The organism is Geodermatophilus tzadiensis, from assembly GCF_003002915.1.
Lineage (GTDB): Bacteria > Actinomycetota > Actinomycetes > Mycobacteriales > Geodermatophilaceae > Geodermatophilus > Geodermatophilus tzadiensis.
Genome location: NZ_PVTG01000001.1, coordinates 299,805 through 321,841, shown reverse-complemented (window position 1 = coordinate 321,841; position 22,037 = coordinate 299,805). Strand labels below are relative to the sequence as shown.

Here is a 22,037-nt window from a genome sequence, read left to right as displayed (position 1 = left end):
TGGGGTGCAGATCCCCTTCGCCTCCTCCGAGCGGGCCAGCCTGGGCGTCGAGTGGGAGCTGCAGCTCGTCGACCGGCAGAGCCGGGAACTGACCGCGGGCGCGACGGAGATCCTCGCCGAGATCTGCCCCGAGGGTGCCGAGGAGCACCCGAAGGCCAAGCACGAGCTGCTGCAGTCGACCGTGGAGGTCATCACCGGGGTCTGCACCACGGTCGAGGAGGCCACCGCCGACCTCGCCGGCACGGTGGCCGAGGTCGCCGCCGCCGCCGACCGGCGCGGGCTGGGGCTGATGTGCGCGGGCACCCACCCGTTCACCGACTGGCAGACCCAGCTGATCTCGCCCAAGGAGCGCTACCTGCAGCTGGTCGAGCGGATGCAGTGGCTGGCCCGGCGGCTGCAGATCTTCGGCGTCCACGTGCACGTCGGCGTCCGCTCGCCGGACAAGGCGATGCCGATCGTCAACGCGCTCACCCAGTACGTCCCGCACTTCCTGGCGCTGTCGGCGTCCTCGCCGTTCTGGGTCGGCTGCGACACCGGCCTGGCCTCGGCGCGCAGCAAGGTGTTCGAGGGCATGCCGACGGCGGGGCTGCCCACGCAGCTGGCCGACTGGTCGGGCTTCGAGACCTACATGGAGACGCTCATCTCCACCGGCTCCATCGAGAGCGTGCGCGAGGTGTGGTGGGACATCCGCCCGCACCCGGGCTTCGGCACCGTGGAGCTGCGGATCTGCGACGGCCTGCCGACCCTCGAGGAGATCGGCGTCGTCGCGGCGCTCTCCCAGTGCCTCGTCGAGCAGTTCGACGGCCAGCTCGACCGCGGCTACACCCTGCCCACCCCGCCGAGCTGGGTGCTCCGGGAGAACAAGTGGCGGGCCGCCCGCTACGGCCTGGACGCCGACGTGGTCGTCGACGAGAAGGGCACGGTCCGTCCGGTCCGGCAGGCGATCCTGGACCTGGCCGAGGACCTCACCCCCGTCGCCCGTCGGCTGGGCTGCGAGACCGAGCTGGCCGGGGTGGAGAAGGTGCTCGCCGTCGGCGCCTCCTACCAGCGGCAGCGCGCCGCGGCGCTGGAGTCCGGCGGCGACCTGCGCGCCGTCGTCGACGGGCTGCTGGCCGAGATGCGCGACGGCCTCCCCGCGACCGGCCCGGCCACCCGGCCCGACGGACCCGTCCCCGGCCCGGCGTCCTGTGCCGGCGGGCACGCCGCATGAGCCGCACCCCCGAGGAGCTGGCCGCCGGCCTGGACGCGTGGGTGACCGGCCACGCCGACGAGCTGGTCGCCGTCCGCCGGCACCTGCACGCGCACCCCGAGCTGGCCTACGCCGAGGTGGAGACGACGGCCTACGTCGAGCAGCAGCTCACCGAGGGCGGGCTGGCGCCGCGCCGGCTGCCGGGTGGGACCGGCCTGGTGGTCGACGTCGGCTCGGGGGAGGGGCCGACCGTCGTGCTGCGCGCCGACATCGACGCCCTGCCGCTGGCCGACCTCAAGGACGTCCCCTACGCCTCCACCCGCGAGGGCATGTGCCACGCCTGCGGCCACGACGTGCACACCACCGTCGTGCTGGGCGCCGCGCTCGCGCTGGCCGACCTCGACGACCTGCCCGGCACGGTGCGCTGCGTGTTCCAGCCCGCGGAGGAGACCGTGCCCGGCGGCGCGCTGCACGTGGTCGAGGCCGGCGTGCTCGAGGGCGCCTCCCGCGCGTTCGCGCTGCACTGCGACCCGGCCACGCCGGTGGGGGCGGTGGGGCTGCGCACCGGCTCGATCACCGCGGCCTGCGACCGGCTCGACGTCACCCTCACCGGCCCCGGCGGGCACACCGCCCGGCCGCAGCTGACCGTCGACCTGGTCGACGCGCTGGGCCGGCTGATCACCGACCTGCCCGGACTCCTCTCGCGGCAGGTGGACCCGCGGGCGGGCATGTCGCTGGTGTGGGGCGCGGTCAACGCCGGGGTGGCCGCCAACGCCATCCCGCAGCGCGGCCTGCTGCGCGGCACCGTGCGGGTGCTCGACCGCGACGAGTGGAAGACCGCCGAGGCGCTGCTGCGCCGGCTGGTCGAGCAGGTCACCGCCCCCACCGGCGCGGAGGTCGACGTCGACTACGTGCCCGGGGTGCCGCCGGTGGTCAACGACCCGCGCACCGTGGCGCTGCTGCGCACCGCGGCGCTGGCCACGGTGGGCCCGGAGGGCGTGCGCCCGACGCCGCAGAGCATGGGCGGGGAGGACTTCGGCTGGTTCGCCGACGTCGTCCCGATCGCGCTGGCCCGGCTGGGCACGCACGGCGGCGGGGCGCCCCTGGACCTGCACCGCGGCACCTTCGACGTCGACGAGCGGGCGATCGGGGTGGGCCTGCGGCTCATGGTCCGCGCCGCGCTGCAGGCCCTGGCCGCCGATGCCGGGACCACCGGCCCCGCCGCCGGTGCACCCGCACCCGGGCACCCCGCCCGCCCGCGGCCGGGGGAACGCCGGTAGAACGGTCCCCTACTGGGAGGAGTCCGCCGATGAGTGCCACCCACACGGCCACGCCGGGCGAGGACGAGGTCCCCGCCGAGCACGCGGTGCCCGACGAGCTCTCCCTGGCCGGGGACTTCCCGCCGGTGGACCGCGACCGGTGGCGCGAGCTGGTCGCCGGGGTGCTGCGCAAGGCCGGCCGCGAGGAGCTGCCCGACCCGGTCGAGGACGCGCTGCGCCGCACGGTGGCCACCGGCGTCGCCGTGGCCCCGCTCTACGACGCCGACGACGCCGGCGACCTGCCCACCGCGGTCGGCGTCCCGGGCCTGCCGCCCTACGTCCGCGGTGCCCGGGCCGGCGCGTCGCCCGACAGCGGGGTGCCGGCGGGCTGGGACGTCCGGCAGCGGCACGCGCACCCCGACGTCGCCGTGACCCGGGAGGCCGTCGCGGCCGACCTGGAGAACGGCGTCACCTCGCTGTGGCTGGTGCTCGGCGAGGGCGCGGTGCCGGTCGGGGCGCTCCCCGACGTGCTCGCCGACGTCTACCTCGACCTCGCGCCGGTCGCCGTCTCCGGCGGGCTCCCGGCGGCGGAGGCGCTGCTGGCGCTGGTCGGCGACCGCACCGACCTCGCGCCCGGCGGCTCGCTGGGCCTCGACCCGCTCGGCGTGCACGCCGCGTCCGGGGAGGAGCAGGACCTCACCGGCCTGGCCGACCTCGCCCGCCGCACGCCCGCGGGCTGGCGCACCGTCGTCGTCGACGCCACCGTCTACGCCGACGCCGGGGCCACCGCGGTCGAGGAGCTGGGCTGCTCGCTGGCCGCCGGTGTCGCCTACCTCCGGGCGCTCACCGACGCGGGCCTGCCGGTGGACGAGGCGTTCGGCCGCCTCGAGTTCCGCTACTCGGCGAGCGCCGACCAGTTCACGACCATCGCGGCCCTGCGCGCGGCCCGCCGGCTGTGGGACCGGGTGGGCGAGGTCAGCGGCGCCTCACCCGCCGCCCGCGCGCAGCGCCAGCACGCGGTGACGTCGTCGGTGATGACGACGAGGCGGGACCCGTGGGTGAACATGCTGCGGACCACCGTCGCCTGCTTCGCCGCGGGCGTGGGCGGGGCCGACGCGGTCACCGTGCAGCCCTTCGACGCCGCCCTCGGCCTGCCCGACGCCTTCTCCCGCCGGATCGCCCGCAACACCCAGAACCTGCTGGTGGAGGAGGCCTCGCTGGCCCGCGTGCTCGACCCGGCCGGCGGCTCCTGGTACGTCGAGTCGCTCAGCGAGTCGCTGGCGCAGGCCGCGTGGACGTGGTTCACCGAGGTCGAGCGGGCCGGTGGGCTGGCCGCGGCGCTGTCCTCGGGGCTGGTGCGCGACCGGCTGGCCGCCGCCTGGGACACCCGGGCGAGGCGGCTGGCCACCCGCGCCGACGCGATCACCGGCGTCAGCGAGTTCCCCAACCTGGCCGAGAAGCTGCCCGAGCGGCAGCCCGCGGCCGACCTGCACCCCACCGGCGGCCTGCCGCGGGTGCGCGCGGCGCAGGAGTACGAGGAGCTGCGCGACCGCGCCGACGCCGCGCCCTCGCGCCCGCGGGTCTACCTGGCCACCCTCGGGTCGGTCGCCCGGCACACCGCGCGGGCCACCTTCGCCGGCAACCTGTTCCAGGCCGGCGGCGTGGAGACCCCGGCCGGCGACGGCGCCTCGGGGTTCGCCGACGCCGGGACGACGGTGGCCTGCATCTGCGGCACCGACGCCGACTACGCCCGGTCGGCGGCCGCCCTCGCCGCGGAGCTCCGCGCCGCCGGGGCCGGGCAGGTGTGGCTGGCGGGCAAGCCGTCGCTGGGGGTGGACGGCGTCGACGGGTACGTGTACGCCGGGTGCGACGCGCTGGACGTGCTGAGGACGGTCCACGAGCAGGTGGGAGTGACGGCATGAGCGACATCCCGGACTTCGGTGGCATCGAGCTGGGCCGCCCGGCCGCGCGCGCCGGTGCGGACGACTGGGCGAAGGCGTTCAAGGAGGCCACCGGCCGCGGCGTGGAGGAGGCGACCTGGGAGACGCCCGAGGGCATCGCGGTCCCGCCGCTGGCCACCCCCGCCGACCTGGCCGGGCTGGACTTCCTGCGCACCTACCCGGGCCTGCCGCCCTACCTGCGCGGGCCCTACCCGACGATGTACACGACCCAGCCGTGGACGGTCCGCCAGTACGCGGGCTTCTCCACCGCCGCGGAGTCCAACGCGTTCTACCGGCGCAACCTCGCTGCCGGGCAGAAGGGCCTGTCGGTCGCCTTCGACCTGCCCACCCACCGCGGCTACGACTCCGACCACCCGCGCGTGGTCGGTGACGTCGGCATGGCCGGGGTGGCGATCGACTCGATCCTGGACATGCGGCAGCTCTTCGACGGCATCCCGCTGGACCGGATGAGCGTGTCGATGACCATGAACGGCGCGGTGCTGCCGGTGCTCGCGCTCTACGTGCTCGCCGCCGAGGAGCAGGGGGTGAAGCCGGAGCAGCTCACGGGGACCATCCAGAACGACATCCTCAAGGAGTTCATGGTCCGCAACACCTACATCTACCCGCCGAAGCCGTCGATGCAGATCATCAGCGACATCTTCTCCTTCACCTCGGCGGAGATGCCGCGCTTCAACTCGATCTCCATCTCCGGCTACCACATCCAGGAGGCCGGGGCGACGGCCGACCTGGAGCTGGCCTACACCCTCGCCGACGGCGTCGAGTACCTGCAGGCCGGCAAGGCTGCGGGCCTGGACGTCGACGCGTTCGCGCCGCGGCTGTCCTTCTTCTGGGCCATCGGCATGAACTTCTTCATGGAGGTCGCCAAGCTCCGCGCCGGGCGGCTGCTGTGGGCGCGGCTGGTGAAGGAGGCCGGCGCGACCAAGGACAAGTCGCTGTCGCTGCGCACCCACTCGCAGACCTCGGGCTGGTCGCTGACCGCGCAGGACGTCTACAACAACGTCGTCCGCACCTGCCTGGAGGCGATGGCCGCCACGCAGGGGCACACGCAGTCGCTGCACACCAACGCCCTCGACGAGGCGCTCGCGCTGCCCACCGACTTCTCCGCCCGGATCGCCCGCAACACCCAGCTGCTGCTGCAGCAGGAGTCGGGGACGACGCGGGTGATCGACCCGTGGGGCGGCTCGGCGTACGTGGAGCGGCTGACCTACGACCTGGCCCGCCGCGCCTGGGCGCACATCGAGGAGGTCGCCGAGCACGGCGGCATGGCCCAGGCCATCGACGACGGCATCCCGAAGCTGCGCATCGAGGAGGCCGCCGCCCGCACCCAGGCGCGCATCGACTCCGGCCGCCAGCCGGTGATCGGCATCAACAAGTACCGGGTCGAGGCCGACGAGGCGATCGAGGTGCTGCGCGTCGACAACGCCGACGTGCTGGCCCAGCAGAAGGCGCGCCTCGAGGAGCTGCGCGCCTCGCGCGACGACTCCGCCGTCCGGGACGCCCTGCGCCGGCTCACCGACGCCGCCCGGGCCGCCGCGGAGGGACGGCGCGGGCGCGAGCTGGACGCGAACCTGCTCAAGCTCGCCGTCGACGCGGCGCGGGCCCGGGCGACGGTGGGGGAGATCTCCGACGCGCTCGAGGAGGTCTACGGGCGGCACGCCGGCCAGGTGCGCACCATCTCCGGTGTGTACCGCGACGAGGCCGGCAGCTCGGGCCCGGTGGAGGAGACCCGCCGGATGGCGGAGGCGTTCGCCGAGGCCGAGGGGCGCCGTCCCCGGATCCTGGTGGCCAAGATGGGCCAGGACGGCCACGACCGCGGGCAGAAGGTCATCGCCACCGCGTTCGCCGACCTCGGCTTCGACGTCGACGTCGGCCCGCTGTTCCAGACGCCGGAGGAGGTCGCCCGGCAGGCGGTCGAGGCCGACGTGCACGTCGTCGGCGTCTCGTCGCTGGCCGCCGGTCACCTCACGCTGGTGCCGGCGCTGAAGCAGGCGCTCGCCGACCTCGGTGCCGACGACGTGCTCATCGTCGTCGGCGGCGTGATCCCGCCCGACGACGTCCCGACCCTCCGGGAGATGGGCGCGGCCGCGGTGTTCCCGCCGGGCACGGTCATCGCCGAGGCGGCGCAGGAGCTGCTGCGGACGCTGTCCTCGCGTCTCGGGCACTGATGCCGGCACCGGACGTCCCGGCGCTCGTCGAGGGGGTGCTCGGCGGGGACCGGCGGTCGCTCGCCCGCGCCATCACGCTGGTCGAGTCGCGCCGCGCCGACCACCGCGAGCGGGCCCAGGAGCTGCTCGTCGAGCTCACCCCGCACGCCGGGAACGCGCGCCGGGTCGGCATCTCCGGGGTGCCCGGCGTGGGCAAGTCGACGTTCATCGACCAGCTCGGGGTGGACCTCACCGCGGCCGGCCACCGGGTCGCGGTGCTCGCCGTCGACCCGTCGTCGGCGCGCTCGGGCGGGTCGATCCTCGGTGACAAGACCCGGATGGCGCGGCTGTCGGTGGACCCGGCCGCCTTCATCCGGCCGGCGCCGACCGCCGGGACGCTCGGCGGGGTGGCGCAGGCGACGCGGGAGTCGATGGTCGTCGTCGAGGCGGCCGGCCACGACGTCGTGCTGGTGGAGACCGTCGGCGTCGGACAGTCGGAGGTCACCGTCGCCGAGATGGTCGACTCCTTCCTGTTCCTCACGCTGGCGCGCACCGGCGACCAGCTGCAGGGCATCAAGCGCGGCATCCTCGAGATCGCCGACGTCATCGCCGTCAACAAGGCCGACGGCCCGGCCGCCGGTGACGCGCGCAAGGCCGCCCGCGAGCTGGCCGGGGCGATCCGGATGCTGCGCGGGCACGGCGAGTGGGACGTGCCCGTGCTCACCTGCGCCGGGCTGACCGGCGAGGGGCTGGCCGCGGTGTGGGCCAAGGTGGTCGAGCACCAGGACCGGGCGCGCGCCTCGGGCGCGTTCGACGAGCGCCGCCGCGCGCAGCAGGTGCGCTGGACCTGGCAGCTGGTCCGCGACGGCCTGGAGCACCGGCTGCGCGCGCACCCCGCCGTCCGCTCGTCGGCACCGGAGCTGGAGAAGGCGGTGCTGGCCGGTGAGCTCACCCCGGCGCTGGCCGCCCGGCAGTTGCTGGAGACCTTCCTCGGCAGCCCCGGGAGCGGGACGCCGGCGTCCTCCTGAGGCGCTCGCGACCCGCTGGTCACACCCGGCGCGCCGGTGTCCCGGGCCCGGGCGGGTCGGCTCCGCCGGCGGCGCGGCCGCGGCTAGCGTCCCGCCGTCGACCGGGTGAGGCCCGGCGGGGACGGGGGCGTGGTGCGCGAGGGAGGAGTCCCGGCGGTCGGGCGGATGCGGGCACTCGACGGGCTGCGGTTCGCGGCGGCCGCGGCGGTGGTCGCCTTCCACTACACCGGGCGGGACAACCCCGGGTGGGGCGAGAGCGTCCGCGAGGTCTTCCCGACGCTGAGCCGGCTGACCGTCTACGGCGGCTTCGCGCCCTACCTGTTCTTCATGATCAGCGGCTTCGTGGTGCTCATGAGCGCCTGGGGCCGCCCGGTGCACTCGTTCGTCGCGTCGCGGGTGGGCCGGCTGTTCCCCGCCTACTGGGTCGCCGTGCTGCTCGTCGCGGGGGTGCTCTGGGTCGTCCCGCTGGTGCCGGTCTGGGAGGACCTCGGCCTGCACGGCGTGGTGCTCAACCTGACGATGCTCCACCAGGCCTTCGGCGTCGGCCACGTCGACGGCGTCTTCTGGACGCTGTGGGTGGAGCTGAAGTTCTACGCCCTGCTCGCGCTCGTCGGCCTCGCCGGGTTCACCCGGGAGCGGGTGCTGCTGCTCTGCCTCGCCTGGCCGCTGCTCGGGGCGCTCGCCGCCCAGACGGGGACCGGCCTGCTGGTCACGCTGCTCGAGCCCAACGCCGCCCCGTTCTTCTGCGTCGGGCTGCTGCTCCACCTCGTGCGGCGCGAGGGGTGGGGCACGGCCGCCGGGCTGCTGCTGGGGTTCAACGTCCTGCTCGCCCTGTGGGTCTGCTGGTCGTACTACATCCCGTGGTCGGTCGCGATCGCCGGCGCCGGGGTGTCCTTCCGCGCCCTCGCCGTGCTGCTGGCGGCCTGCGTCGGGGCGCTGGTGGTCGCCACGACGGCCCGGGTGGCCGACCTGGACTGGCGGTGGCTGACCACCCTGGGCGCCCTGACCTACCCGCTCTACCTCGTGCACGAGTTCCCGGGCTGGGTGCTCATCCACCTGCTGGCCCCGGTGCTGCCGGCCTACGCCGTGCTCGCCGCGGTCACCGCGACGGTGCTCGCCGTGGCGTACGCCGTGCACCGCTTCGTCGAGCGGCCCCTGGGCGGGCGGCTGCGCCGGGCCGTCGAGCGCGATCTCGGCCGGGTGCTGGACGGCGCCCCGCGGGCCGCGGCCGCCGGCCCCGCCGTGCCGCCCCGGCCGCGCGGCTCCACCGCCGTGCCGCGGCCTCCGCTGCCGCCGCTGCCCGCGCGGCGCCCCGGCGTCGCGCGGACACCGGACCCGCGCGGGGCGCGCGACGCCCGCCTGCCCGTCCCCTGACCGGCCGGGTCAGAAGCTCGTGCGGCACTCCCGGGCGCGCAGCTCGGTGAGGTAGTCGTCGGGCGCGCCGGCGGCCTGCGCGGCGTCGGCGATCGCACCGAGGTACCGGGCCGAGGGCAGCCCGCCCTCGAAGGCGTCGAGCGCGTAGACGTAGGCGACGGCGTCCCCGCCGAGGGTGTGCACCCGCAGGTTGAGCTTGCGGTACAGGCCGCGGTCGGCGCCCTCCCAGGCGTCGAGGGTGCGCTCGTCGGCCGGGGTCAGGTCGTAGAGGGCGACGAAGACGCCGGGGGAGTCGTCGTCGGTGGGCACGAGGGTGGCCAGCGCGCCCTCCCAGCCGTACTCCTCGGCGCCGAAGGTCAGCCGCCAGCCGCGGATCCAGCCCGTGCCCACGTGCGGCGAGGACGGGCAGCGGCGCAGCATCTGCTCGGGGTCCATGTTGGACCCGTAGGCGGCGTAGAGAGCCATCGACGCCCGAGCCTACGGGCCGGTGTGGCCCGCACGACCCGTGAGCCTGCCGACACATCGCGCCCGGGCTGGGACGATGGGGGCCACACCCGCACCGCGACGCAGGAGATCCCCCATGACCCGCATCGTCATCATCGGCGGCGGCCCGGCCGGCTACGAGGCCGCGCTGGTGGCCGCCTCGCTCGGCGCGCAGGTCACCGTCGTCGAACGCGACGGCCTCGGTGGGGCGAGCGTGCTCACCGACTGCGTGCCGTCGAAGACCCTCATCGCCGCCGCGGGCACGATGACCTCGGTGCGGGACTCGGCCGTCCTCGGCCTGCGCGGCACCGACCTGGCCACCGTCGGCCTGGACCTCCCCACGGTCAACCACCGGGTCAAGGGCCTGGCGGTCGCCCAGTCCGCCGACATCCACGCCCGGCTCTCCGCCGAGGGCGTGCGGATCGTCGCCGGGCAGGGCCGCCTCGCCGACGACGTCCGCGGGCTGGTCGAGCACCGCGTCGAGGTGCTCGGTCCCGACGGCGCGGTCCTCGAGACCCTCGAGTGCGACGTCGTCCTCGTGGCCACCGGCGCCGACCCGCGCGTGCTGCCCGGCAGCGAGCCCGACGGCGAGCGCATCCTCGACTGGCGCGACCTCTACGAGCTCGAGGACATGCCCGAGCACCTCGTCGTCGTCGGCTCGGGCGTCACCGGCGCGGAGTTCGCCTCCGGCTACCTCGAGGCGGGCGTGCCGGTCACCCTCGTCTCCTCCCGCGACCAGGTGCTGCCCGGTGAGGACGCCGACGCCGCCGACGTCATCGCCGAGGTCTTCCAGGCGCGCGGCGGGCGGATCGCCGAGCGCGGCCGCGCGGCCGGCGTCACCCGCACCGAGAAGGGCGTGCTCGTCGAGCTCACCGACGGCCGCACCGTCGAGGGCTCGCACGCGCTGATGACCGTGGGCACCGTGCCCAACACCGCCGGCCTCAACCTCGAGGCGTGCGGCGTGGAGCTGCGCGAGTCCGGGCACGTCGTCGTCGACCGGGTCTCGCGCACCAACGTGCCCGGGATCTACGCCGCCGGCGACGTCACCGGGGTCTTCCAGCTGGCCAGCGTCGCGGCCATGCAGGGGCGGATCGCCATGTGGCACGCGCTGGGGGAGGCCGTGCAGCCCATCCGCCTGAAGACCGTGGCGGCCAACGTGTTCACCCACCCGGAGATCGCCACCGTCGGCGTCCAGGAGAAGACGCTGCCGGAGGGCCACGACCTCGACGTCGTCCGGCTGCCGCTGGCCACCAACGCGCGCGCCAAGATGAGCGACCTGCACGCCGGCTTCGTCAAGCTGTTCGCCCGCCGGACCACCGGCGTCGTGGTCGGCGGCGTGGTCGTCGCGCCGGGCGCGAGCGAGCTGATCCTGCCGATCGCGCTGGCGGTCACCAAGGGCCTCACGGTCAGCGACCTGGCGCAGACCTTCGCCATCTACCCGTCGCTGTCGGGCTCGATCACCGAGGCCGGCCGGCGGCTGATGAGGGCCGACGCGCTGGCGTGACGCACGGGACGCCCGGGACGGGGCGGGCGGGACCGGTGTGACGGGCGGGTCCCCGATGGTGCCCCCGGGGTGCGGGGCGGCCGATGTGCGGGGAGATGTCCCCGCGCCGAGTCCCCGCCCGCCTGCCCCGGTCCCTGGCCGTCGCCGGTGCCGTGCTCGCGGTCTGCGCGGGCCCGTTCGCGCCGTCGGCGCAGGCCGACGGCGGGGAGACCGTCGTCGGGGAGCTGGTGCAGGCCTGGCCCGAGACCTCCCCGGAGGGCCAGCACGCGGGTGAGTCGCACGAGGAGCCGCTGACGTTCGTCGAGGGCGAGGACGGCACCTCGGTGCGCGTCCCGACCGCGGCCGTCGGCGACCTCGAGCCCGGCAGCACCGTCGAGGTCACCGTCGGCGCCCCCCAGACCGACGAGGCTGTCGCGGACGGCTACGAGCCGGCCCGCCAGGTCCTCGGCGCCGAGCTCGTCGCGGCCGCCCCGGCGGCCGCCCCGGTGCCGGCCGGCTCGGTCACCAACCAGGTCACCGTCGTCATGGTCGTCCCGCACGGCGGCACCCCGGACGGCACGTCGCTGGACTCGGTCGTCTCCGCCGTCAACGACCCGGTCGCCCGCTTCTGGTCCGAGCAGACCGGTGGCGCGGTCACCGTCGGCGTCACCCAGGCGCAGGACTGGATCCGCACCGCCGCCGGCTGCGCCGACCCGACGGCGCTGTGGGACGAGGCCGCCGCCCGCGTCGGCTTCCAGCCCGGCCCCGGCCGGCACCTGCTGCTCTACGTCAGCAGCCAGCCCGGGGACCTGCCCGGCTGCTCGTACGGGCTGGCCCAGGTCGGCTCGTCGGCGGCGTCCGGCGGCCGGCTCTACGTCCGCGACGACCTGCCCGCCCTCATCGCCCACGAGCTGGGCCACAACCTCGGCCTCGGCCACTCCAGCGGCCTGCAGTGCGACGGCACGGTCGAGGGCACGGTGGAGGGCCCCGGCGCGTGCCGCACCGCCGCCTACCGCGACTTCTACGACGTCATGGGCGTCTCGTGGGACCGCGTCGGCAGCCTCACCGCGGCCCAGGCCGACCGGCTCGGCGTCCTGCCCGCCGCCGCCACGCAGACCGCCGGCCCGGGGACGACGACGGTCACCCTCGCCCCCCTGGGCAGCGGCGGCGGCACCCGCGCGGTGCGGCTGACCGACGCCGCGGGCACCGCCTACTGGCTGGAGTACCGCGCGCCCGTGGGCCGCGACGAGTGGCTGGGCACCGACAACCGCTACCGGCTCGACAGCGGCGTGCTGCTGCACCGGGTCGGCGCGCTGCCCGACACCTCGCTGCTGCTCGACGGCTCGCCGTCGCCGCGCGCCGGCTGGGAGGCCGACCTGCAGGCCGCGCTCCGGCCCGGGGTCCCGGTGTCGGTCGGCGGCGGCGAGCTCACCGTCACGGTCGACGCGGTCACCGCCGCGGGCGCCACGGTCACCGTGGTCGGTGGCGCCCCGGCCGCCGGTGCGGTCGCGACCGCCCCGGCACCGGCGCCGGACGTGCTGCCCGGCGCGGCCGCGACCGCCCCGGCCACCGCACCGGCCCCCGTCACCGCCGCGGCGCCGGGGACAGCGGCGGGCACGGCAGCCGTCCCCGCGCCGACGTCCACGCCGGTCCCCGCGTCCGCTCCCGCCGCGCCGTCCGCCGGCCCGGTTCCGGCGGTGCCCGCCGAGGCCGCCGCCCCGGCCGAGGCCGCCGCGAGCGAGCCGGCGGGTCCGTCGTGGACCACCCCGGCACTGGCCGCCGGCAGCGTCCTCGGCATCGGTGGGACCGCGCTGGCCGCGCGCCGGCTGCCCCTCCTGCGCCGCCGCTGACCTCTTGGGGTGAGCGCGCCGGGCGCCGGTACAGGCGGGCGGGCGGCGTGCCGATGAAGGGCACGTCCCACACGTCTGGAGTCCCCGTGTCACTCGTGTCCCGCCCGCGTGCCCTGCGGACCCCGGTGCTCGTCACCGTCGCCGCGGCGGCGCTGGCCCTCGTGCCCGGTCTCGGGGTGGGCGCGCCCGCGCACGCCGACGAGGAGCCCGCCGCCGGCGCGACGGTGGTCGGTGAGCTCGTCCAGGCCTACGTCGAGTCCGCCGACCCGGCCGCGGCCGCGGAGCGCACCGGCGACCACGGCGACCTGGCCAGCTGGGTGGAGACCGACACGGGGGAGGGCGTCCGCGTCGACACCGCCGACGTCGACGAGCTCCCGGTGGGCGCCACCGTCGAGGTGGTCCTCGGCGAGGAGGTGCCCGGGACGACCGCCGCGACCGACGAGCCGGTGCACGAGGTGGTGGCCGCGGAGGTCCTCGCCCCGGCCGAGCCCGCGCCCGCGGCGACGACGGCCCCGTACACCAACGAGGTCACGGTCGTCCTGGTCAGCCCCCCGGGCCTGGCCGCGGACGCCACCACGGTGCAGCAGGTGGTCGACGCGGTGAACGGGCCGGTCGCCGACTTCTGGTCCAGCCAGACCGACGGCGCGGTCCGCCTGCACGCCACCGCCGGCGCCCCGTCCTGGGTGTCCACGTCCTACGCCTGCAGCGACCCCTGGCGGATGTGGGACGACGTGGCGGCCACCGTGGGCTTTCCCCGCGGCCCGGGCCGGCACCTGCTCCTCTACGTCCCGGGCTACCCGGCGCAGATGCCCGACTGCGCGTACGGCCTCGCGCAGATCGGCACCGGACCGGGCTCCGGCGGCTACCTCTACGTGCGCGCGACCACCCTGTCCGTTCTCGCTCACGAGGTGGGCCACAACCTCGGCCTGGGCCACTCCTCGCTGCGCCAGTGCGACGCCGCTCTCGACACCGGCTCCTGCGCGGTGGCGCCCTACGAGGACTACTACGACGTCATGGGCGGCTCCTGGGAGCAGGTCGGGTCGCTGAGCGTCCCGCAGGCCGCCCGACTCGGCGTGCTGCCCGCGGACGGCGTGCGCACCGTCACCCCCTCGGGACCCCCGGCGACCCACACCCTGGCGCCGGTCTCCGGTCGCACGGGCGTGCGTGCCCTGCGCCTGGTCGCCGCCGACGGCACCGAGTCGTGGCTGGAGTACCGGCCGGCGGCCGGCCGCGACGCCTACCTCGCCCCGACCAACCGGTGGCAGCTGGAGGCCGGGGTGCTGCTCCGCCGCAGCACGACCGGGTCCGACGGCGCCCTCCTGCTCGACGCCACCCCGTCGGCCCGCGCGAACTGGTCGCGTGACCGGCAGACCGCCCTGCCGGTGGGCCGGCCGGTGGCCGTCGCCGGCCTCACCGTCACCGTGCGCGAGCTCGGGACCGCCGGTGCCACGGTGGAGGTCGTGGGCGCGACGCCGAGCGCCGGCGCGGACGGCACCCCCGTGCTCCAGGCCGGTCAGGAGCTCACCGCCGGCCAGGCGCTGCGGTCGGCCGACGGCCGCTACCGGGCGACGATGCAGACCGACGGCAACCTCGTCGTCCAGGCCCCCGACGGTCGCGTCCCGTGGGCCAGCGGCAGCTACGGCGCGGGGGCCCGGCTGGTGATGCAGACCGACGGCAACCTGGTCGTCTACGCCGGCACGCGCGCGCTGTGGGACAGCCGCACGTGGGGCAGCGGCGCGACCCGCCTCGTGCTGCAGGACTCCGGCGACCTGCGGCTGGTCCGGGCCGACGGCAGCACCGCCTGGTCGACCGGGCGCGACCGGCCCGAGGCGCTGCGCCCGGGCCGGGCCCTCGTCGCCGACCAGGCCCTCACCGCCCCCGGTGGCCGCTACCGCGCGGTGTTCCAGGCCGACGGCAACCTCGTCGTCTACGCCGCCGACGGGCGGGTGCTGTGGGCGAGCAACACCTACGCGCGCGACACCTACCTGACCCTGCAGACCGACGGCAACCTCGTCGTCTACACCCACGGCGGCCACCCGGTCTGGGACACCCGGACCTGGGGCGCGCGGCCGGGCGCGCTGGTGATGCAGGACGACGGCAACCTGGTGCTCTACCGCGCCGACGGGGCGCCGGTGTGGTCCACCGGCTGGGACACCCCCGACCGGCTGCGGCCCGGGCAGGCCCTCGCCGCCGAGCAGGCGATCACCTCGCCGAACGGCCGCTACCGCGCGGTGACGCAGACCGACGGCAACCTGGTGGTCTACGCCGCCGACGGCCGCCCCGTCTGGGCGAGCCACGCCTACGGCGGCGGCGTGCGGCTGGTGATGCAGTCCGACGGCAACCTGGTCAGCTACGCCGGGGACGGCCGGGCGCTGTGGGCGACCGGCACGTGGCGGTCGCCGGGGGCGGTGGCCGTCGTGCAGGACGACGGGCGGCTGGCGATCCACTCCGCCGGCCGGGTCGTCTGGACCTCCCCGGCCGACCCCCTCCGCTGAGGGCGGGGGCCGCCGGGTCGGCGGCCGACTACTCCGCGGCGGCGTCGACGATGGTGCAGAGGACCGCGCCGCTGGTGACGCCGGCACCGACCTCGGCCGCCAGGCCGGTCACGGTGCCGGCCTTGTGCGCCACGATCGGCTGCTCCATCTTCATGGCCTCGAGGACGACGACGAGGTCGCCGGCCTCCACCGAGGCGCCCTCCTCCACGGCGACCTTGACGATCGTGCCCTGCATCGGCGAGGTGAGGGAGTCGCCGGACGCCCCCGAGCCGCCGTGCCCGGACCCCCGCCTGCGCGGCTTCGCACCGCCGCCCGCGGCCACCGGAACGCCGCCCCCCGCGGCCAGGCCGGCGGGCAGCGAGACCTCCAGCCGGCGGCCGCCGACCTCGACGACGACCGTCTGCCGCGGCGCCTCCTCGTCGGTCCCGGCCGGCGGGGCCGTGTAGGGCGGGACCTGGTTGTCCCAGCCGGTCTCGATCCAGCGGGTGTGCACGCTGAACGGCTCGCTGGTGAAGGCCTCGTCGCGCACCACCGCCCGGTGGAACGGGATCACCGTGGGCATGCCCTCGACCACCAGCTCGTCGAGCGCGCGGCGGGCCCGCTGCAGGGCCTCGGTGCGGGTGGCGCCGGTGACGATCAGCTTGGCCAGCATCGAGTCGAACGCGCCGGCCACCTCGCCGCCGGTCTCCACGCCGGAGTCCCAGCGCACACCCGGGCCCTGCGGGATCTCCAGGCGGGTCACCGGGCCGGGGGCGGGCATGAAGCCGCGCCCGGCGTCCTCGGCGTTGATGCGGAACTCGATGCTGTGCCCCCGCGGGACCGGGTCCTCGGGAACCTCGAGCGGCAGCCCGTCGGCGATGCGGAACTGCTGGCGCACCAGGTCGATGCCGCTGGTCTCCTCCGACACCGGGTGCTCGACCTGCAGCCGGGTGTTGACCTCGAGGAAGGAGATCGACCCGTCGGCGCCGACGAGGTACTCGACGGTGCCGGCGCCGTGGTAGCCGGCCTCCCGGCAGATGGCCTTGGCCGACTCGTGGATGCGCGCCCGCTGCTCGTCGCTGAGGAACGGCGCGGGCGCCTCCTCGACCAGCTTCTGGTTGCGCCGCTGCAGCGAGCAGTCCCGGGTGCCGACGACGACGACGTTGCCGTGGGTGTCGGCGAGCACCTGCGCCTCGACGTGCCGCGGCTGGTCGAGGAACCGCTCGACGAAGCACTCGCCGCGGCCGAAGGCGGCCACCGCCTCGCGGACGGCGGAGTCGAACAGCTCCGGGATCTCCTCCTCGGTGCGGGCGACCTTCAGGCCGCGCCCGCCCCCGCCGAAGGCGGCCTTGATGGCCACGGGGAGGCCGTGCTCGCGGGCGAAGGCGAGCACCTCGTCGGCGCCCCCGACCGGGTCCTCGGTGCCCGGGACGAGGGGTGCGCCCACCTTCATGGCGATGTGCCGGGCGGCGACCTTGTCGCCGAGGTCGATGATCGCCTGCGGGGAGGGGCCGATCCAGGTGAGCCCGGCGTCGAGGACGGCCTGGGCGAAGCCGGCGTTCTCCGACAGGAACCCGTAGCCGGGGTGGACGGCGTCGGCGCCCGACCGCTTCGCGGCGTCGAGGATCTTGTCGATCACCAGGTAGGAGTCGCCGGGCGTCGTCCCGCCGAGGGCGAAGGCCTCGTCGGCCGCCCGCACGTGCAGCGCGTCCCGGTCGGGCTCGGCGTAGACGGCGACGCTGACCAGCCCCGCGTCCCGGCACGCACGCGCGACGCGGACGGCGATCTCCCCGCGGTTGGCGATCAGGACCTTCTGCAACGGACGTCTCCTCGCTCGTGGACCGCCCGGACTGTATCCAGTGCGGTCTCCCGGCTCCCGCCCGGTTCGGTCCGCGCCCGCCGCGCCGGACGCCGGATCGACCGTCCCGGGCGCCGTACCGAAACCCGCCCCGGTCGCTTAGCCTTCGCGGATGCTGGCCCTCCACCGACTGCTGCTCACCCGGACGCCGGGGCTGTACTTCCACGTCCGCAACGTCGGCCGGAAGGTCGTCGGGACGCGCCGCAACCAGCGCCGGCTGTTCTCGGAGCTGGTCCACCCCGGCGACCTGGTCCTCGACGTCGGTGCCAACATCGGCGAGTTCACCGCGGCCTTCCGCGACCTCGCCGCCCGGGTCGTGGCCGTCGAGCCCCAGCCGCGCCTGTCCGAGCACCTGCACCGCCGGTTCCGCGCCGACGACGGGGTGACCGTGGTGCAGACCGCCGTGTCCGACCACGCCGGCGAGGCGCTGCTGTTCTGCACGACGGCCGACGCGCTCGCGACCCTCGAGGAGGAGCGCGTGACGGGGGCGACCGGCGCGGGGGCGGAGCTGGAGTGGGGGACCAGCATCACCGTCCCGCTCAACACCCTGGACACGCTGGTGGCCGAGCACGGGGCACCCACGCTGGTCAAGATCGACGTCGAGGGGCACGAGCTCGGGGCCCTGCGGGGGCTGACGACGGTGCGGCCGTCGGTGTTCTTCGAGGTGAACCGCCCCGGGGCGTACGAGGTGCTCGACCTGCTCGCCGAGCGCGGCTACACCGAGTTCCTGCTGCGCCTGGGCGAGCGGCCGGACTGGGTCACCCGGCGGGTCATGTCGGCGGCGGAGGCGCGCGACCACATCGCCGGCACGCCGGACCACTGCGACTGCCTCGCGCTGTCCCCGGACCCCGACGTGTCGGCCTCGCGTCGGCCCGCGCCGGCGCCCGGCGGCTGACGCCCTACCGGCGCCAGAGGTCGGTGATCGCCAGGCCGCGCCGGGCCAGCTGCTCGCGCAGCGCGGCCAGGGACAGCCCGACCACCGACGCCGGGTCGCCCTCCACCCGCCGGACGAACGGCGCGCCCAGCCCGTCGAGGGTGAAGGCGCCGGCCACCGCCAGCGGCTCCCCGGTGGCCAGGTAGGCGTCCACCTCGGCGGCGGTCGGGGTGGCGAAGTGCACGACCGTCGAGGTGACGACGACGTCCCGGGACGCCACCGACCCGCCGCGGACGTCGAGCAGCGCCTGGCCGGTGTGCAGGGTGCCGCTGCGGCCGGACATCCGCCGCCAGCGGTCCCGCGCCTCGGCGGCGTCGGCCGGCTTGCCCATCGCCTGGCCGCGGAACTCCAGCAGCGAGTCCGCGCCCACGACGAGCGCGTCGTCCTCCCGCCCGGCGACGGTGGCGGCCTTGGCCGCGGCCAGCAGGGCGACCCGTTCGGCGACCCGCGGCGCCGTCACGGTGGACTCGTCCAGGTCGCTCACCACGACCTCGGGTGCGAGGCCCGCCTGGCGCAGCAGGGCCAGTCGGGCGGGGGACGCCGAGGCGAGCACCAGCCGGCGCACGCCGGTCACGCGAACCTCCCCGAGGCGCGCCAGCCGCCCGGGCCGGGCCGCACCGGCTGCCGGTGCGCGTCGCCGTACGAGGCCCACGCGCCGACCGGCACCGGACGGCGGCGCGGCCGGCCGCCCTGCGCGAGCGCGGCCACCACGACGGTGAGGGCGGCGAGCTCCTCGTCGGTGGGCTCGCCCCGCACGACCCGCAGGAGGGGACGCTGCTCGCTCACAGCGGGATGTTCCCGTGCTTCTTCGGCGGGAGCGTCTGCCGCTTGTTGGCCAGCAGCCGCAACGCCTTGGTGATCTCGATGCGGGTCTCCGAGGGGCGGATCACCTGGTCCACGTACCCACGGTCGGCCGCGATGTACGGCGACAGCAGCGTGTCCTCGTACTCGGTGACGAGCTCGGCGCGGCGGGCGTCGGGGTCGGCGGCGTCGGCGAGCTCGCGCCGGTACAGGATGTTGACCGCCCCCTGGGCCCCCATGACGGCGACCTGCGCGGTCGGCCAGGCCAGGTTGAGGTCGGCGCCCAGGTGCTTGGAGCCCATGACGTCGTAGGCGCCGCCGTAGGCCTTGCGGGTGATCACGGTGATCTTCGGGACCGTGGCCTCGGCGTAGGCGTAGATCAGCTTCGCGCCGCGGCGGATGATCCCCTCCCACTCCTGCGAGGTCCCCGGGAGGAAGCCCGGGACGTCGACGAAGGTGAGCACCGGGATGTTGAAGGCGTCGCAGGTGCGCACGAAGCGGGCGGCCTTCTCGCTGGCGTCGATGTCCAGCGTGCCGGCGAACTGGGTGGGCTGGTTGGCCACCACGCCGACCGGCCGGCCCTCGACCCGGCCGAAGCCGACCACGATGTTGGGCGCGAACAGCGCCTGCACCTCGAGGAACTCCCCGTCGTCGAGCACGTGCTCGACGACGGTGTGCATGTCGTAGGGCGTGTTGGCCGAGTCGGGGACGAGCGTGTCGAGCTCGTGGTCGGCGTCGGTGACGCCGTCCGGCGTGGTGTCGGCCGGGGCGACCTCCACGACCGGCAGCGGGTCGAGGTTGTTGCTCGGCAGGTAGGACAGCAGCGCCGTGACGTAGTCCAGCGCGTCGGCCTCGTCCTCGGCCAGGTAGTGCGCGACGCCGGACTTGGTGTTGTGCGTGCGGGCGCCGCCGAGCTCCTCGAGCGTCACGTCCTCACCGGTCACCGTCTTCACCACGTCGGGGCCGGTGATGAACATCTGCGAGGTCTGGTCGACCATCACGACGAAGTCGGTGAGCGCGGGGGAGTACACGTGCCCGCCGGCCGCGGCGCCCATGACCAGCGAGATCTGCGGGATGACCCCGGAGGCGTGCACGTTGCGCCGGAAGATCTCGCCGTAGAGGCCCAGGGAGACCACGCCCTCCTGGATGCGCGCGCCGCCGCCCTCGTTGATGCCGATCACCGGGCAGCCGTTGCGCACGGCCAGGTCGAGGACCTTGGTGATCTTCTCGCCGTAGACCTCGCCGAGGCTGCCGCCGAAGACGGTGACGTCCTGGGAGAAGACGCAGACCGGGCGGCCGTCGACCGTCCCGTACCCGGTGACGACGCCGTCGCCGAAGGGGCGCCGGGCCTCCATGCCGAAGGTGGTGGAGCGGTGGCGGGCGAACTCGTCGAGCTCCGTGAACGAGCCGGGGTCCAGCAGCGCCTCGATGCGCTCGCGGGCGGTCATCTTGCCGGCGGCGTGCTGCTTCTCCACCGCCCGCTCGGACCCGGCGTGGACGGCCTCCTGGACCCGGCGCTCGAAGTCCGCCAGCTTGCCGGCGGTCGTGTGGACGTCGATGTCACCGGGCGTGTGCTCGCCGGCGCTCTCCCGTTCAGCCGCAGTCACGGGGCCGTAGCGTAGGGGAGTGCCCGACGCGTCCTCCGCCCGCTGGTCGGAGCTCGACCGCCCGCCCCTGGACGCCCCGGCGCTGCAGGCGGCGCTGACCCGCGACAGCCGGCTGTGGCGCTCGGTGGAGGTCGTGGACGAGGTCGGCTCGACCAACGCCGTCCTCCTCGAGCGGGCCGGCGACGACGACGCCGGCGAGGGGCTCGTCCTCGTCGCCGAGCACCAGGCCGCCGGCCGCGGGCGGCTGGCGCGCACCTGGGCCTCCCCGCCGCGGGCCGGGCTGACCGTCTCGGTGCTGTTGCGCCCCGACGTGCCGGCGGCCCGGCGCGGGTGGCTGCCGCTGCTCACCGGCGTGGCGCTGGCCGAGGCCGTCGGCGAGGTCACCGGCGTGCGCTCCTCGCTCAAGTGGCCCAACGACCTGCTCGCGGTGGACGGCGCCAAGCTCGCCGGCATCCTGGCCGAGGCGGCCGGCACCGCGGTCGTCGTCGGCACCGGCCTGAACGTCTCGACCCGGCGCGAGGAGCTGCCCCCGACCGGGTCGTCACTGACGCTGGTGACCGGCGCCCCGGTCGACCGCGCCCCCGTGCTGCTGGCCTACCTGCGGGCCCTGGAGCGGCGCTACCTCGCCTGGACCGCCGCGCTCGGCGACCCGGTGGCCACCGGCCTGGCCACCGACTACCTCGCCTGGTGCTCCACCGTCGGCGCCGAGGTCGCCGTCGCCCTGCCCGACGGCGCCACGCTGTCGGGCACCGCCACCGGCGTCGACTGGGACGGCCGGCTGGTGGTGCGCACCCCCGACGGCACCGTGGAGCTGGCCAGCGGCGACGTGCAGCACGTGCGGACACGCCCGGCGGGAGCCTGACGCGCCGCCCCCGCTCGGTCATCCTGGCGGGGTGCCCTACCCCGACAAGCTCCTCGCCGACGACGAGGAGGTCGTGCGCCACCTGCACCCGCACTGGACGACGCTGTTCTGGCCGGTCGTCCGGTTCCTGCTCGTCGTCGGCGCCGGCTCCTACCTGGCGGCGCTGGTGCCCGCGGGCGACCACCAGGGCGTGCTGCGGCTGGTGCTGCTCGCCGTCGCGGTGGTCCTGCTCGCGGTGCTCGTCGGCCGGCCGGTGCTGCGCTGGCGGACCACCTCCACCGTGCTGACCACGCAGCGGCTGCTGCTGCGCGAGGGCGTGCTCGCCCGCAGGGGCCGCGACCTGCCGCTCTCGCGGGTCACCGACGTCTCCTTCTCCCAGACGCTGTGGGAGCGGGTCGTGCGCTCGGGCACGGTGACCGTCGAGTCGGCCGGCGAGGGCGGCCCCACGGTGCTGCGCAAGGTGCCCGACAGCGCCGGCGTGCAGCAGCTGCTCAGCCACCTGGTCGAGGAGGACGCCGACCGCCGGGAGCGCCCGGCCGACCCGCACACCGGCCCCCACGCGCACCCGTACGACGACGGGTACGACGAGGCGTACGACTCCTGGGCCGACCCGGACGACGAGCCGGACGACGGCCGCCGGCGGTGGCGTCGCGCCTCCGGGCACTCCACCGCACCGCTCTGAGCGGCGTCCGCCCGCCGGTGTGTGACCGACCGGTCACGGCGAGCCTGT

At 76.0% G+C, this 22,037-nt stretch carries 17 protein-coding genes; 12 read left to right on the top strand and 5 right to left on the bottom strand.

Going from position 1 to position 22,037, the window contains the following annotated elements; genetic code table 11:
- The first annotated feature begins 4 nt into the window (after nucleotides 1–4).
- From LY71_RS01470 to LY71_RS01445, 6 genes are all read left to right on the top strand, one after another.
- The gene (locus LY71_RS01470) at nucleotides 5–1,210 is read left to right on the top strand and encodes a glutamate--cysteine ligase (protein WP_106275196.1); all 1,206 of its coding nucleotides are present in this window, start codon (nucleotides 5–7) and stop codon (nucleotides 1,208–1,210) included.
- On the top strand, nucleotides 1,207–2,469 hold the full coding sequence (locus LY71_RS01465) for an amidohydrolase (protein ID WP_106275195.1): 1,263 nt from the start codon (nucleotides 1,207–1,209) through the stop codon (nucleotides 2,467–2,469). The genes LY71_RS01470 and LY71_RS01465 overlap by 4 nt, the downstream gene beginning before the upstream one ends.
- A gap of 29 nt (nucleotides 2,470–2,498) precedes the next feature.
- Nucleotides 2,499–4,370 carry a methylmalonyl-CoA mutase subunit beta gene (locus LY71_RS01460; RefSeq protein ID WP_106275194.1) on the top strand — a complete coding sequence of 624 codons (1,872 nt, stop codon included), beginning with the start codon at nucleotides 2,499–2,501 and terminating at the stop codon, nucleotides 4,368–4,370.
- A complete protein-coding gene (gene scpA, locus LY71_RS01455) occupies nucleotides 4,367–6,574 on the top strand; it encodes a methylmalonyl-CoA mutase (RefSeq protein ID WP_106275193.1) in 2,208 nt (735 codons plus the stop codon). Before LY71_RS01460 ends, scpA begins: the two co-directional genes overlap by 4 nt.
- Nucleotides 6,574–7,581 carry a methylmalonyl Co-A mutase-associated GTPase MeaB gene (gene meaB / locus LY71_RS01450; RefSeq protein ID WP_106275192.1) on the top strand — a complete coding sequence of 336 codons (1,008 nt, stop codon included), beginning with the start codon at nucleotides 6,574–6,576 and terminating at the stop codon, nucleotides 7,579–7,581. The genes scpA and meaB overlap by 1 nt, the downstream gene beginning before the upstream one ends.
- 165 nt (nucleotides 7,582–7,746) lie before the next feature.
- Complete coding sequence (locus tag LY71_RS01445) at nucleotides 7,747–8,955, top strand: acyltransferase family protein (RefSeq protein WP_106275191.1); 1,209 nt, start codon at nucleotides 7,747–7,749, stop codon at nucleotides 8,953–8,955.
- A gap of 9 nt (nucleotides 8,956–8,964) precedes the next feature.
- On the opposite strand, the gene LY71_RS01440 is transcribed toward LY71_RS01445, so the two are convergent.
- On the bottom strand, nucleotides 8,965–9,420 hold the full coding sequence (locus tag LY71_RS01440) for a gamma-glutamylcyclotransferase family protein (RefSeq protein ID WP_106275190.1): 456 nt from the start codon (nucleotides 9,418–9,420) through the stop codon (nucleotides 8,965–8,967).
- 115 nt (nucleotides 9,421–9,535) lie between these two features.
- Between LY71_RS01440 and LY71_RS01435 the strand changes: the two genes are divergently transcribed.
- From LY71_RS01435 to LY71_RS01425, 3 genes are all read left to right on the top strand, one after another.
- Nucleotides 9,536–10,942: an NAD(P)H-quinone dehydrogenase gene (locus LY71_RS01435; protein ID WP_106275189.1), complete on the top strand. Its 1,407-nt coding sequence runs from the start codon at nucleotides 9,536–9,538 to the stop codon at nucleotides 10,940–10,942.
- 95 nt (nucleotides 10,943–11,037) lie between these two features.
- Entirely contained in the window at nucleotides 11,038–12,771 is a 1,734-nt protein-coding gene (locus LY71_RS01430; RefSeq protein WP_106275188.1) for a reprolysin-like metallopeptidase, read from the top strand.
- A gap of 86 nt (nucleotides 12,772–12,857) precedes the next feature.
- Entirely contained in the window at nucleotides 12,858–15,266 is a 2,409-nt protein-coding gene (locus LY71_RS01425; protein ID WP_106275187.1) for a hypothetical protein, read from the top strand.
- A 28-nt stretch (nucleotides 15,267–15,294) separates the two neighbouring features.
- Here the strand turns inward: LY71_RS01425 and LY71_RS01420 are convergent, their stop codons facing one another.
- The gene (locus LY71_RS01420) at nucleotides 15,295–17,064 is read right to left on the bottom strand and encodes an acetyl/propionyl/methylcrotonyl-CoA carboxylase subunit alpha (protein ID WP_106275186.1); all 1,770 of its coding nucleotides are present in this window, start codon (nucleotides 17,062–17,064) and stop codon (nucleotides 15,295–15,297) included.
- A 151-nt stretch (nucleotides 17,065–17,215) separates the two neighbouring features.
- Between LY71_RS01420 and LY71_RS01415 the strand changes: the two genes are divergently transcribed.
- A complete protein-coding gene (locus tag LY71_RS01415) occupies nucleotides 17,216–17,998 on the top strand; it encodes an FkbM family methyltransferase (RefSeq protein ID WP_106275185.1) in 783 nt (260 codons plus the stop codon).
- 4 nt (nucleotides 17,999–18,002) lie between these two features.
- Here LY71_RS01415 and LY71_RS01410 read toward each other — a convergent pair whose 3' ends face one another.
- Genes LY71_RS01410 through LY71_RS01400 form a run of 3 tightly spaced genes read right to left on the bottom strand, consistent with a single transcriptional unit; the run spans nucleotide 18,003 to nucleotide 20,445 of the window.
- Complete coding sequence (locus tag LY71_RS01410) at nucleotides 18,003–18,611, bottom strand: Maf family protein (protein ID WP_106275184.1); 609 nt, start codon at nucleotides 18,609–18,611, stop codon at nucleotides 18,003–18,005.
- Nucleotides 18,608–18,823, bottom strand: a complete 216-nt coding sequence (locus tag LY71_RS01405; RefSeq protein ID WP_106275183.1) for an acyl-CoA carboxylase subunit epsilon — start codon at nucleotides 18,821–18,823, stop codon at nucleotides 18,608–18,610. The genes LY71_RS01410 and LY71_RS01405 overlap by 4 nt, the downstream gene beginning before the upstream one ends.
- Nucleotides 18,820–20,445: an acyl-CoA carboxylase subunit beta gene (locus tag LY71_RS01400; protein ID WP_106275182.1), complete on the bottom strand. Its 1,626-nt coding sequence runs from the start codon at nucleotides 20,443–20,445 to the stop codon at nucleotides 18,820–18,822. Before LY71_RS01400 ends, LY71_RS01405 begins: the two co-directional genes overlap by 4 nt.
- Before the next feature lie 19 nt (nucleotides 20,446–20,464).
- Here LY71_RS01400 and LY71_RS01395 point away from each other — a divergent pair, with 19 nt between their 5' ends.
- Nucleotides 20,465–21,307, top strand: a complete 843-nt coding sequence (locus tag LY71_RS01395; protein WP_106275181.1) for a biotin--[acetyl-CoA-carboxylase] ligase — start codon at nucleotides 20,465–20,467, stop codon at nucleotides 21,305–21,307.
- 31 nt (nucleotides 21,308–21,338) lie between these two features.
- Nucleotides 21,339–21,989: a PH domain-containing protein gene (locus tag LY71_RS01390; RefSeq protein ID WP_211297083.1), complete on the top strand. Its 651-nt coding sequence runs from the start codon at nucleotides 21,339–21,341 to the stop codon at nucleotides 21,987–21,989.
- The last annotated feature ends 48 nt before the right edge of the window (nucleotides 21,990–22,037 follow it).

Bases quoted from the DNA above. Each gene is read 5' to 3' on its own strand.
- LY71_RS01465 (WP_106275195.1), top strand. From the start codon at position 1,207: ATGAGCCGCACCCCCGAGGAGCTGGCCGCCGGCCTGGACGCGTGGGTG.
- LY71_RS01460 (WP_106275194.1), top strand. From the start codon at position 2,499: ATGAGTGCCACCCACACGGCCACGCCGGGCGAGGACGAGGTCCCCGCC.
- scpA (WP_106275193.1), top strand. From the start codon at position 4,367: ATGAGCGACATCCCGGACTTCGGTGGCATCGAGCTGGGCCGCCCGGCC.
- meaB (WP_106275192.1), top strand. From the start codon at position 6,574: ATGCCGGCACCGGACGTCCCGGCGCTCGTCGAGGGGGTGCTCGGCGGG.
- LY71_RS01445 (WP_106275191.1), top strand. From the start codon at position 7,747: ATGCGGGCACTCGACGGGCTGCGGTTCGCGGCGGCCGCGGCGGTGGTC.
- LY71_RS01440 (WP_106275190.1), bottom strand. From the start codon at position 9,420: ATGGCTCTCTACGCCGCCTACGGGTCCAACATGGACCCCGAGCAGATG.
- LY71_RS01435 (WP_106275189.1), top strand. From the start codon at position 9,536: ATGACCCGCATCGTCATCATCGGCGGCGGCCCGGCCGGCTACGAGGCC.
- LY71_RS01430 (WP_106275188.1), top strand. From the start codon at position 11,038: ATGTCCCCGCGCCGAGTCCCCGCCCGCCTGCCCCGGTCCCTGGCCGTC.
- LY71_RS01415 (WP_106275185.1), top strand. From the start codon at position 17,216: ATGCTGGCCCTCCACCGACTGCTGCTCACCCGGACGCCGGGGCTGTAC.